Source organism: Pseudomonas sp. PA-4-8C (assembly GCF_021606625.1).
GTDB lineage: Bacteria > Pseudomonadota > Gammaproteobacteria > Pseudomonadales > Pseudomonadaceae > Aquipseudomonas > Aquipseudomonas lactis.
On record NZ_WKCD01000001.1, the window covers coordinates 82,115 to 93,182 of the forward strand.

The following is an 11,068-nucleotide window of genomic DNA, read 5'->3' on the forward strand; positions in this document are numbered from 1 at the left end:
TCTACCCCAGCCGATTCCGCAGTGCCGCCACGACACTGTAGGTCTGGTCCTTCACCCGGCCGGCGGGGTCTTGAAGTGTCATGAAGATGCGCACGCTACGTATCAGCGACTCATCGGCCGGATGGCTGTCATAGCGCACCACGACCGTTGATGCCGAGGTGGTCGCCATGCCGAAGCTGACGTCGAATGCCCGCACGTTATCCATCAATACCGCCCTGGCGGGTGCTCCCGGGGTACTGATCTTCAACTGGCCCGACTCGTAGGTGTAGGTCAGTTGACGTATGCCAAAGCGAAGCTGGCCGGGCTCGGCAACGGGTGGTGTGCCGGCATAAGCCCGGGCCGCCTCCTTGCAGTCGGACAACACGGTCCAGTCAGGCTTGCCGACGCCATCGCCGACATTCGCGGTAACCAGCGTCAGTGACTTCGCACTCCCCGCCGCTTCCCAGCTTATCGGCCGATCAAAGGCAGCCGGAGCATTATCGATAGCGGCCACGGCCAAACACCCCAGCATGCCTGCCTGGCGAATATCCTGGGTGATCTTGCTCAGCACAAACCGCGCATCATCCTGCAGCACCATGGCGGCCTGCTGGCTGGCATGGGTCAACCGCGCACTGACCAGTATCTGGCTCGCTCCAAGTATCAAAACCAACCCGACGGCGAGCGCCAGCAGCACTTCCACCAGGCTGAAACCTCGCACAACACGCTTCATTGCGACACTCCTTGTTCATTGCTGATACGACTGGTCAGGGTGAAGGTTTCCCGCGCCCCTGGGCGGTTTGCTGCCCGGGCATCTGCCCAACTGATGCTGATGGTGACCTCGTGCCCGTTCACCACCACTGAACCTTTCGCATCCTCGCCGGCAAAACCCATGATATTGGCTTCGAAATCGTGCAGGTCCAGGTCACGCACGCTGGCGGTGGCGGTGTTGGGTGGCGCCAGCTCCGCCCTGCCCCATGTGTAATCGGCGCCAGCATTGGTGCGAATGCGGTCGAGCATGTCGTAGGCAATAAAGCTCGCTTGGCTGGTCATCCTGGCGCTGTTGGTGTACTTGAGCGCGTTGAGTTGCAGTACCGCAGCGCCCATCAGGCCGATCGCCAATATCAACAGCGCTACCAGCACTTCGACCAGCGTCATGCCGGACTGGCGCAAGTGCGCAACGCGCAGGAAAAATCGGTTGTGGCAGGCTGGCATTTGCGTCGTCATCCGCGTCGAAGGCCGGTGAAAAAAGCAGGCAAAGCCTGCTGTGCGACCCAAGCCTAGCGTCGGTTTTAGAGCCGCGCTGCTCCCGGAACAAAGGGAAATACTTTGGACATAAAGGCCATCATCCAGCGCCAAGGACCAAGCGCTATACCTAGACAACCCACTCGTGCCCAAGGAGGGAACGCACATGAAACAACAAGGATTCACCCTGATTGAAATGTTGCTGGGGCTGATCGTCACCAGTTTTCTAGCGCAACTGGCCGTACCCGGTTTCAAGGGTTTGCTTGAATCGCAGCAACGACAAAACGCGGCCCAAGCACTCGCCTCCGGGTTGCGCTACGCACGCACCGAGGCCATCGCGCGCAACCGGGCGGTGGTCATTCATGCAAAGGACGAGGACTGGAGCCTGGGATGGCGCGTGATACTGGATGTAAGTGGGCGCGGCCACCTGGATGACGACAATCCAATATTGCTGGAGCGTGAAAGCAGTGGGCGCGTGCCGGTCGCCGGTAATGGCCCGGTGACAAGCCAGGTGCGCTTCAGCGGCTTGGGAGAGCCGGTGTTCGCCGGCGGGGGATTTCGTGCCGGCACCGTGCATGTGTGTGACAAGGACCAGGCACAGAGCCTGTATCAGATCGTACTGGCCCCCAGCGGGCGCGTCAGCCTGCGCAGTGACAAGACCGAGCAGGCATTATGCCGAGGCTATTCCAGCACCCTGGCCGTCAGAGCAGCGAGCGGACCCGCAGTTCCTTGGGCATCGAGAACGTGATGTTCTCTTCACGACCCGCCAGCTCATCGGCGCCGGTGGCACCCCAGGCTTGCAACTGTTGGATCACGCCGCGCACCAGTACTTCCGGAGCGGAGGCGCCCGCCGTGATGCCGATACGCTCGACACCGTCGAACCAGCTGCGCTGCATGTCTTCGGCGCCGTCGATCAGGTACGCCGGTGTGGCCATGCGCTCGGCCAGCTCGCGCAGGCGGTTGGAGTTGGAACTGTTAGGGCTGCCGACCACCAGCACTACATCGCATTCGTCCGCCAGTTGCTTGACCGCATCCTGGCGGTTTTGCGTGGCGTAGCAGATGTCATCCTTGCGGGGGCCGCCAATAGCAGGAAACCGCGTGCGCAGGGCGTCGATGACACGACTGGTATCGTCCATGGACAAGGTGGTCTGGGTGACGAAAGCCAGGCGATCAGGGTTGTGCACCTGCAGGTTGGCAACGTCTTTTTCGTCTTCCACCAGGTAGATGGCGCCGCCGTTGCTGGCATCGTACTGGCCCATGGTGCCTTCGACTTCCGGGTGACCGGCATGGCCGATCAGGATGCATTCGCGGCCGTCGCGGCTATAACGCGCTACCTCGATGTGCACCTTGGTCACCAGCGGGCAGGTGGCATCGAACACTTTAAGGCCACGGCCGGCCGCTTCGGTACGCACGGCCTGGGACACGCCATGGGCACTGAAGATGACGATAACGTCGTCGGGTACCTGGTCGAGCTCTTCGACAAAGATCGCACCGCGTGCGCGCAGGTCTTCGACCACGAACTTGTTATGGACGACTTCGTGGCGCACATAAATCGGCGGCCCGAAGACTTCCAAAGCGCGGTTGACGATTTCGATCGCCCGGTCCACGCCAGCGCAGAAGCCACGGGGGTTGGCGAGTTTGATTTGCATGCTGTGCCTCGTGCCTTGCAGGCCAAGAAATTGGATCAACTCAGCTCTATAGAATAAGCCTCTGTGGGAGCGGGCTTGCCCGCGATGCAAACGACTCGATGTATCAGGTACACCGAGGTGATGCTATCGCAGGCAAGCCAGCTCCCACACAAGCCAGCCCCACAGGAACCGGTTTCGTCAGTTAGAGCGCTTTAACGTCGATGATTTCAACATCAAACGTCAAGGTTTTACCGGCCAACGGATGGTTGAAGTCGATGGTCACTTGCGCATCATCGAACGCTTTAACCACTCCGGGCAATTCGGTATTGGCCGCATCATTGAAGATCACCAGCAAGCCTTCCGACAGGTCCATGCCTTCAAACTGCGAACGCGGGATGATCTGCACGTTTTGCGGGTTGGGCTGGCCGAAGGCGTTTTCCGGCAGGATCTGCAGGTTGCGCTTGTCGCCCGCCTTGAACCCGAACAATGCCGCTTCAAAACCAGGCAGCAGGTTACCGTCGCCAACCTTGAAGGTCGCCGGGGCTTTGTCGAAGGTGCTGTCGACCGTGTCGCCATTTTCCAGGCGCAATGCAAAATGCAAAGTGACTTCCGTGTTCTGGCCGATGCGTTGCTCAGCCAATACCTGATCAGTCATTGACGGTTTCTCCGGTTTTCTTGCTCTTGAACATATCCAGCGCCAGCATGATTGCACCAACGGTAATGGCGCTGTCGGCAAAGTTGAACGCCGGGAAGTAGTGGCGGTTCTGCCAATGCACCAGGATGAAGTCGATCACATGGCCCAGGGCGATGCGGTCATACAGGTTACCCAGCGCGCCACCCAGCACCAGCGCCAGCGCAATGGCCAGCCAGGTGTCGTCGCGGCCCAGACGCTTTAGCCACACCACCAGCACGGCACTGACCACCACGGCGATCACCGCGAACAGCCAGCGCTGCCAGCCACCGCCGTCAGCCAGGAAGCTGAAGGCGGCGCCGGTGTTGTAGGCCAGGGTCCAACTGAAGTAATCCGGGATCACCACGATTTGCTGGAACATTTCCAGGGAGCCCTCGAAGTGAGCCTTGCTGACCTGGTCGATGACCAGTACCAGCAGGCTCAGTACGAGCCAGCCCAGACGTCCGAAACGACTGGCTGCATTAGGCATAGTGGCGAACCTCGCCTTCACCGCTGATGTTGTCGACACAACGACCACAGATTTCCGGGTGCTCAGGGTTCACGCCGACATCTTCACGGCAGTGCCAGCAACGGGCGCATTTAGGGAAGGCCGACTTCACCACCTTGAGCTTCAGGCCCGGTACCTCGGTGACCACGGCATCTGCCGGGGCCTGGGCGAAAGGTGCCAGGCTCGCGGTGGAGGTGATCAGCACGAAGCGCAGTTCGTTGCTCAGCTTGGCCAGGTCGGCGGTCAGGCCATCCTCGGCAAACAGGGTGACTTCGGCTTGCAGGTTGCCACCCACGGCCTTGGCCGCACGTTGGACTTCCAGCTCCTTGTTCACCGCAACCTTGACGGCCATGACGCCTGCCCAGTACTCGCGGCCCAGTTCGAAGTCGGCCGGCAGTTCGGTCAAGCCTTCGTACCAGGTGTTGAGCATGACGGACTCGTTACGCTCGCCCGGCAGGTATTCCCACAGCTCGTCGGCGGTGAACGCCAGGATCGGTGCGATCCAGCGCACCAGCGCTTCGCTGATGTGGTACAGCGCGGTCTGCGCCGAACGGCGCGCCTTGCTGTTGGCGCCGGTGGTGTACTGGCGGTCCTTGATGATGTCGAGGTAGAAACCGCCCAGCTCCTGCACGCAGAAGTTGTGGATCTTGGAGTAGACGTTCCAGAAGCGGTATTCGCCGTAGTGCTCTTGCAGCTCGCGCTGCAGCAGCAGGGTACGGTCCACGGCCCAACGGTCCAGGGCGAGCATGTCTTCGGCTGGCAGCAGGTCGGTGGCCGGGTTGAAACCGGTCAGGTTCGACAGCAGGAAGCGTGCGGTATTGCGGATACGACGGTAGGCGTCGGCGCTGCGGGCCAGGATCTGGTCCGACACGGCGATTTCACCCGAGTAATCGGTGGAGGCCACCCACAGACGCATGATGTCGGCGCCCAAGGTGTCGTTGATCTTTTTCGGTTCGATCACGTTCTTCAGCGACTTGGACATCTTGCGGCCCGTCTCGTCGACGGTGAAACCGTGAGTCAGCAGCTCGCGGTACGGCGCGTGGTTGTCGATGGCGCAACCGGTCAGCAATGACGAGTGGAACCAGCCACGGTGTTGGTCCGAACCTTCCAGGTACAGGTCGGCGCGCGGGCCGGTCTCGTGACCCATCGGGTGCGAGCCACGCAGCACGTGCCAGTGAGTGGTGCCCGAATCGAACCACACGTCGAGGGTGTCGCTGATCTTGTCGTACAGCGGCGCTTCGTCGCCCAGCAGCTCGGCGGCGTCCAGCTTGAACCAGGCTTCGATGCCTTCTTGCTCAACGCGCTGAGCCACGACTTCCATCAACTCCACGGTGCGCGGGTGCAGTTCACCGCTTTCCTTGTTCAGGAAGAACGGGATCGGCACTCCCCAGTTACGTTGGCGGGAGATGCACCAGTCCGGACGGTTGGCGATCATCGAGTGCAGGCGCGCCTGGCCCCAGGCCGGGACGAACGTGGTGTCCTCGATGGCTTTGAGCGAACGTACACGCAGGGTGTCGCCGCTGGTCGGCTCTTTGTCCATGCCGATAAACCACTGCGCCGTAGCGCGGTAGATCAGCGGGGTCTTGTGACGCCAGCAATGCATGTAGCTGTGCTGGATGGTGGCGGTTTGCATCAACGCACCGACTTCACGCAGCTTTTCGATGATCGGTTGATCGGCCTTGAAGATGAACTGGCCACCGAAGAACTCGAGCGAAGGCACGTATACGCCGTTGCTCTGCACCGGGTTGATGATGTCATCGTTGACCATGCCGTACTTCTTGCAGATCACGAAGTCGTCCACACCATAGGCAGGCGAGCAGTGAACAATGCCAGTACCCGAACCCAGCTCGACGTAGTCAGCCAGGTACACCGGCGACAGACGTTCATAGAACGGGTGACGGAAGTTGATCAGCTCCAGCGCAGAACCGGTGGTGGTGGCGATCACCGAACCTTGCAGTTCGTAACGCGCCAGGCACGACTCGACCATTTCCTCGGCCAGCACCAGCAGGCGATCACCGACGTCCACCAGGGCGTAGGTGAATTCCGGGTGCACGTTCAGCGCCTGGTTGGCCGGGATGGTCCAGGGGGTGGTGGTCCAGATCACGATGGCGGCCGGCTTGGCCAGGCTTGCCAGGCCGAACGCCTGGGCCAGCTTGGCGTCGTCGGCGATCGGGAAGGCCACGTCGATGGTCGAGGACTTCTTGTCTTCGTACTCCACTTCCGCTTCGGCCAGGGCCGAACCGCAGTCGAAGCACCAGTTCACGGGCTTGAGGCCCTTGAACACGAAACCGCCCTTGACGATTTCGGCCAAGGCACGGATTTCACCGGCCTCGTTCTTGAAATTCATGGTCTTGTAGGGGTTGTCCCACTCGCCCAGCACACCCAGGCGGATGAATTCAGACTTCTGCCCTTCGATCTGTTCGGCGGCGTAGGCACGGCACAGTTCGCGGGTTTTATCCGCGCCCAGGTTCTTGCCGTAGGTCACTTCGACTTTGTGTTCGATCGGCAGGCCATGGCAGTCCCAGCCCGGGACATACGGCGCGTCGAAGCCCGACAGGGTCTTGGAGCGCAGGATCATGTCCTTGAGAATCTTGTTCAGCGCATGACCGATGTGAATCGTGCCGTTGGCATAAGGAGGGCCGTCGTGCAGGACGAATTTCGGACGATCCTTGCCAATTTCGCGCAACTTTCCGTACAGGCCAATACTGTCCCAGCGCTGCAGGATCTGCGGTTCGCGCTGTGGCAGGCCGGCCTTCATTGGGAAGGCGGTGTCCGGAAGGTTTAGCGTGGCTTTATAGTCGGTCATTTAAGGCTCTTCGGTTAGCGATGGGCGCTAGGTGCGGCTAGTGCACGGGCGGCGGCGACATCCGCATTGATCGCCGTTTTCAACGCCTCAAGGGAGGCGAAACGCTGCTCTTCACGCAGCTTCTGGTGGAAAACCACCGTCAAACGCCGGTCGTATAAATCACCGGCAAAATCCAAAAGGTGAACTTCCAGGTGGGCCTTGCCATCACCTGCAACCGTGGGCCTGACGCCTATATTGGCGACTCCTGGCCACGATTGGCCGTCGATGTCGACGCTCACCAGGTAAACCCCGGTCAGCGGCACACGGCGGCGCTTGAGTTGCACGTTGGCGGTTGGCGTGCCCAGTTGGCGCGCCAGCTTCTGGCCGTGCAGTACCCGCCCGGCAATGCGGAACGGGCGACCGAGCAAACGCTCGGCCAGGTCGAAGTCGGCGGCGGCCAGGGCGTTACGCACCTGGGTGCTGCTCACGCGCAGGCCGTCCAGTTCGACGGTTTGCGCGGCTTCGACAGTGAAACCCTGGTTGACGCCGGCATGCTGCAGGAAATCGAAATCCCCGACCCGGTCACAACCGAAATGGAAGTCGTCGCCGACCTCCAGGTGCTGCACGCCCAGGCCGTCCACCAGGATGCGGTCGACGAACTCGGCGGCGCTGAGGCTGCGCAAACGCTGGTTGAAAGCCAGGCAGAGGACACGGTCCACGCCCTCTTCCGCCAACAGCTGCAACTTGTCCCGCAAGCGCGCCAAGCGGGCCGGCGCCGTTTCCGGGGTAAAGAACTCCCGCGGTTGTGGTTCAAAAATCACCACGCAGCTGGGCACGCCCAACTCGACCGCACGCTCGCGCAACCGAGCCAGGATAGCCTGGTGGCCACGGTGAACACCGTCAAAGTTGCCAATAGTGGCGACGCAGCCCCGGTGCTCGGGGCGCAGGTTGTGGAGACCTCGAACCAGCTGCATAACGCGCTTCTTGCTCATAAAGTGGTCGATTATAACCACACCCAGCCCCGGACGACAGGCAACAGCGCAGGCCAAATGGGTCGAATCGATAAAACAACCGTTTTATCACGGCAAACTCGCTACCCCAGCGACTTGCGATTGAAATCGCGCAGGCGAAAACCCTGCAACAGCAACATGCCGAAGTACACCACCACGCCCGCTACTACCAATACACCCAGGCGCATGAAGCGCTCCAGCATATTGCCTTGGCCCCAGGCCGGCATGATGTGCATCAGGCCAAACAGCACAACCGACATCGCGGCGACCGCCACCAGCAGTTTGAACGCAAACACGCCCCAGCCTGGCTGTGGTTGGTACATCTGTTGTTTACGCAATTGGTAAAACAGCAGGCCTGCGTTTATGCACGCACCCGCGCTGATCGCCAAGGCCAGGCCGGCGTGGGCCAGCGGGCCGATAAACACCAAGTTGAGCAATTGTGTAACGACCAGGGTGAAAATCGCGATTTTCACCGGGGTGCGGATGTTCTGCTGGGCGTAGAAGCCGGGCGCCAGCACTTTGATCACGATAATACCAAGCAGGCCCACGGAGTAGGCGACCAGCGCATGCTGGGTCATCAAGGCGTCATGGGCGTCGAACTGCCCGTATTGAAACAGCGAGACCGTCAACGGCTCGGCGAGGATGCCCAGGGCCAAGGCGCACGGCAACACCAGCAAAAAGCACAGGCGCAGGCCCCAATCGAGAATGCGTGAGTATTCCTGGCGGTCCTTGCTGGCGTAGGTACGCGCCAGGGTCGGCAGCAGGATGGTGCCCAACGCCACGCCCAGCACACCGGATGGCAATTCCATCAGGCGGTCGGCGTAGTACATCCACGACACCGAGCCGGACACCAGCAACGAGGCGAACGCGGTGTTGATGATCAGGGAAATCTGACTGACCGACACCCCGAGGATCGCCGGCAGCATGTTGCGCATCACGCGCCAGACGCCGGAATCCTTGAGGTTCAAGCGCGGCAGTACAAGCATGCCGATTTTTTTCAGGTGGGGCAGTTGGTACAGCAACTGCGCCAGGCCGCCGGCCAGGACCGCCCAGCCCAGGGCCATGACGGGTGGATCGAAATACGGCGTAAGGAACAGCGCAAAAATAATCATGCTGACGTTCAGCAAGGTCGGCACAAAAGCCGGTACCGAGAAACGGTTCCAGGTATTGAGGATCGCCCCGGCGAGCGAAGACAGGGAAATCAGCAATATATAAGGAAAGGTCACCCGCAGCAGATCAGTAGTCAGCGCGAACTTTTCCGGCGTATTGGCAAAACCGGGCGCCGTGGCCCAGATCACCCAGGGCGCGGCGAGCATCCCGACGACGGTTACCAGCATCAGCACCAGCGTCAGCAAACCCGAGACGTAGGCGATGAACGTACGAGTTGCCTCCTCGCCATGCTGGGTCTTGTATTCGGCCAGAATCGGCACGAACGCTTGGGAAAATGCGCCCTCAGCGAAGATCCGCCGCAGCAGGTTGGGCAGTTTAAAGGCAATAAAGAACGCATCCGTGGCCATGCTGGCGCCAAAGATGCGTGCCAGCAGGGTGTCACGCACAAACCCCAATACCCGGGAGATCATTGTGATAGAGCTGACGGCAGCCAACGATTTGAGCAGATTCATTGAAAGAGTTTGCGCCTATAGATAAAGAGCAGGCGAACTACGCGCCCACTTATGCGATACTGCGCGCCTGCAACAGCACAGAGCCAAAGCTCGCGAGTTTACAGGTCAAGCGCCGGAAATAAATCACCCGCCTCTTCAGATCGACCACTCAGCAGTTCGCATCAGCCGCCCTTGACAACCCGTCAAGTCATCGGCATGATTCGCGGCCTATTTTGTTTGCTATTTCCTAAAAAGTCTTTCGAGGAGCTCGACGGTGGCCAACACACCTTCCGCCAAAAAACGTGCAAAACAGGCTGAGAAGCGTCGCAGCCACAACGCCAGCCTGCGTTCCATGGTTCGCACCTACATCAAGAATGTAGTCAAAGCCATCGACACCAAAGACGCTGAAAAAGCTCAAGCAGCTTACGTTCTGGCTGTGCCTGTTATCGACCGTATGGCCGATAAAGGCATCATCCACAAGAACAAGGCCGCTCGCCATAAGAGCCGCCTGAATGGCCACATCAAGGCTCTGAGCGTTCCTGCTGCAGCCTAAGTGGTAACAACTGCAACGCAGCTCAGGCTGTGTAACAGTTAAAAAATGCCCCGTACCGAAAGGTCCGGGGCATTTTTGTGTGTGCCTGAAACTGTAGGAGCGAGCTTGCTCGCGAAGATCGTTAACGATGACGCGGGAAGCCTGGCGCCCAGCGGGGGTCTCGGGTTTTTCGCGAGCAAGCTCGCTCCTACAGTGAGCCCAGGGCAAAAAAACGCCCCGAACCAGTCGGGGCGTTTTTGCTACCACTTGATCAAAACATCAATCAATGGTGATGACCGCCTTCACCGTGGACGTGGCCGTGAGCCACTTCTTCCTGGGAAGCGTCGCGGATGGCTACGATCTTCACTTGGAAGTTCAGGCGCTGGCCAGCCAGAGGGTGGTTGCCGTCAACGGTCACGTCATCGCCGTCCAGGTCGCGGATGGTGACGATCTGCATTTGGCCGTCCGGCGCCGAAGCGTGGAACTGCATGCCCACTTCCAGCTCATCAACACCTTCGAACATGCTGCGGCTCAAGGTACTGACCAGTTCGGCGGAGTATTCGCCGTAGGCATCTTCAGGTTCTACGGCGACGGTCAGTTCGTCACCGACGCTCTTGCCTTCCAGAGCCTTTTCCAGGCCCGGGATGATGTTGCCTGCGCCTTGCAGGTAAACCAGCGGCGCGCCGCCGGCGGAGCTGTCGATGACCTCACCAGCGTCGTTGGTCAGGGTATAGTCGATGGAGACAGCCTTGTTAGCGGCGATCGTCATGGGGCGAGACCTTTTGCAAAAGAATGAAGAACGGACAAGTCTAAACAAGGATTTGCCCGAAAGCGAACGGAACCCGGACGGACGGGGCCGATCAACGGTCACGATCACAGGTTTTCATCAGGACGACGATGGGCACTGGGTGGTCGAGCTGTCCTGCGGCCACACCCAGCATTTGCGCCACCAGCCGCCCTGGCAGTCACGCGCCTGGGTGCTCGACCCCGCGCAACGCCTTGAAAAAATAGGCCAGGCCTTTGCGTGCGGCTGGTGTGCGCAAGGGCACGAATAACGATAACCTTGGCGCCTGATTCGCGGTAGGCACTCACCCATAGAGCGCCACCCAAGCC

At 60.2% G+C, this 11,068-nt stretch carries 12 protein-coding genes; 3 read left to right on the forward strand and 9 right to left on the reverse strand.

What is annotated here, in order from left to right; genetic code table 11:
- Position 1: 1 nt before the first annotated feature.
- Both GIW04_RS00365 and pilV read right to left on the reverse strand, forming a co-directional pair.
- The gene (locus GIW04_RS00365; RefSeq protein ID WP_057710699.1) at positions 2–709 is read right to left on the reverse strand and encodes a PilW family protein; all 708 of its coding nucleotides are present in this window, start codon (positions 707–709) and stop codon (positions 2–4) included.
- Positions 706–1,191 (reverse strand): type IV pilus modification protein PilV, encoded by a 486-nt coding sequence (gene pilV / locus GIW04_RS00370; protein WP_034134835.1) that lies wholly within the window; start codon positions 1,189–1,191, stop codon positions 706–708. Before pilV ends, GIW04_RS00365 begins: the two co-directional genes overlap by 4 nt.
- Before the next feature lie 196 nt (positions 1,192–1,387).
- On the opposite strand from pilV, the gene GIW04_RS00375 reads away from it, so the two are divergent.
- Complete coding sequence (locus tag GIW04_RS00375) at positions 1,388–1,969, forward strand: GspH/FimT family pseudopilin (protein WP_003188411.1); 582 nt, start codon at positions 1,388–1,390, stop codon at positions 1,967–1,969.
- On the opposite strand, the gene ispH is transcribed toward GIW04_RS00375, so the two are convergent.
- From ispH to murJ, 6 genes are all read right to left on the reverse strand, one after another.
- Positions 1,923–2,870 carry a 4-hydroxy-3-methylbut-2-enyl diphosphate reductase gene (ispH, locus tag GIW04_RS00380; RefSeq protein WP_003188409.1) on the reverse strand — a complete coding sequence of 316 codons (948 nt, stop codon included), beginning with the start codon at positions 2,868–2,870 and terminating at the stop codon, positions 1,923–1,925. The genes GIW04_RS00375 and ispH overlap by 47 nt on opposite strands.
- A 181-nt stretch (positions 2,871–3,051) precedes the next feature.
- Positions 3,052–3,489 carry an FKBP-type peptidyl-prolyl cis-trans isomerase gene (locus GIW04_RS00385; protein WP_169855857.1) on the reverse strand — a complete coding sequence of 146 codons (438 nt, stop codon included), beginning with the start codon at positions 3,487–3,489 and terminating at the stop codon, positions 3,052–3,054.
- Between the two features lie 7 nt (positions 3,490–3,496).
- Entirely contained in the window at positions 3,497–4,009 is a 513-nt protein-coding gene (gene lspA, locus GIW04_RS00390; RefSeq protein ID WP_003188406.1) for a signal peptidase II, read from the reverse strand.
- Positions 4,002–6,833 (reverse strand): isoleucine--tRNA ligase, encoded by a 2,832-nt coding sequence (gene ileS / locus GIW04_RS00395; RefSeq protein ID WP_003188405.1) that lies wholly within the window; start codon positions 6,831–6,833, stop codon positions 4,002–4,004. The genes lspA and ileS overlap by 8 nt, the downstream gene beginning before the upstream one ends.
- Positions 6,834–6,847: 14 nt before the next feature.
- The gene (gene ribF, locus GIW04_RS00400) at positions 6,848–7,786 is read right to left on the reverse strand and encodes a bifunctional riboflavin kinase/FAD synthetase (RefSeq protein WP_003188404.1); all 939 of its coding nucleotides are present in this window, start codon (positions 7,784–7,786) and stop codon (positions 6,848–6,850) included.
- Between the two features lie 119 nt (positions 7,787–7,905).
- The gene (gene murJ, locus GIW04_RS00405; RefSeq protein ID WP_003188402.1) at positions 7,906–9,444 is read right to left on the reverse strand and encodes a murein biosynthesis integral membrane protein MurJ; all 1,539 of its coding nucleotides are present in this window, start codon (positions 9,442–9,444) and stop codon (positions 7,906–7,908) included.
- Between the two features lie 253 nt (positions 9,445–9,697).
- Here murJ and rpsT point away from each other — a divergent pair, with 253 nt between their 5' ends.
- Positions 9,698–9,976 carry a 30S ribosomal protein S20 gene (gene rpsT, locus GIW04_RS00410; RefSeq protein ID WP_003188401.1) on the forward strand — a complete coding sequence of 93 codons (279 nt, stop codon included), beginning with the start codon at positions 9,698–9,700 and terminating at the stop codon, positions 9,974–9,976.
- Between the two features lie 262 nt (positions 9,977–10,238).
- Here rpsT and GIW04_RS00415 read toward each other — a convergent pair whose 3' ends face one another.
- The gene (locus tag GIW04_RS00415) at positions 10,239–10,724 is read right to left on the reverse strand and encodes an FKBP-type peptidyl-prolyl cis-trans isomerase (RefSeq protein WP_027606858.1); all 486 of its coding nucleotides are present in this window, start codon (positions 10,722–10,724) and stop codon (positions 10,239–10,241) included.
- On the opposite strand from GIW04_RS00415, the gene GIW04_RS00420 reads away from it, so the two are divergent.
- Positions 10,723–11,010, forward strand: coding sequence for a DUF3565 domain-containing protein (locus GIW04_RS00420; RefSeq protein WP_080765560.1), 288 nt, complete (start codon positions 10,723–10,725; stop codon positions 11,008–11,010). The two genes, GIW04_RS00415 and GIW04_RS00420, sit on opposite strands and share 2 nt — an antisense overlap.
- Positions 11,011–11,068 lie beyond the last annotated feature (58 nt).

Bases quoted from the DNA above. Each gene is read 5' to 3' on its own strand.
- GIW04_RS00375 (WP_003188411.1), top strand. From the start codon at position 1,388: ATGAAACAACAAGGATTCACCCTGATTGAAATGTTGCTGGGGCTGATC.
- ribF (WP_003188404.1), bottom strand. From the start codon at position 7,786: ATGCAGCTGGTTCGAGGTCTCCACAACCTGCGCCCCGAGCACCGGGGC.
- pilV (WP_034134835.1), bottom strand. From the start codon at position 1,191: ATGCCAGCCTGCCACAACCGATTTTTCCTGCGCGTTGCGCACTTGCGC.
- lspA (WP_003188406.1), bottom strand. From the start codon at position 4,009: ATGCCTAATGCAGCCAGTCGTTTCGGACGTCTGGGCTGGCTCGTACTG.
- GIW04_RS00365 (WP_057710699.1), bottom strand. From the start codon at position 709: ATGAAGCGTGTTGTGCGAGGTTTCAGCCTGGTGGAAGTGCTGCTGGCG.
- GIW04_RS00415 (WP_027606858.1), bottom strand. From the start codon at position 10,724: ATGACGATCGCCGCTAACAAGGCTGTCTCCATCGACTATACCCTGACC.
- ileS (WP_003188405.1), bottom strand. From the start codon at position 6,833: ATGACCGACTATAAAGCCACGCTAAACCTTCCGGACACCGCCTTCCCA.
- GIW04_RS00420 (WP_080765560.1), top strand. From the start codon at position 10,723: ATGGGGCGAGACCTTTTGCAAAAGAATGAAGAACGGACAAGTCTAAAC.
- murJ (WP_003188402.1), bottom strand. From the start codon at position 9,444: ATGAATCTGCTCAAATCGTTGGCTGCCGTCAGCTCTATCACAATGATC.
- ispH (WP_003188409.1), bottom strand. From the start codon at position 2,870: ATGCAAATCAAACTCGCCAACCCCCGTGGCTTCTGCGCTGGCGTGGAC.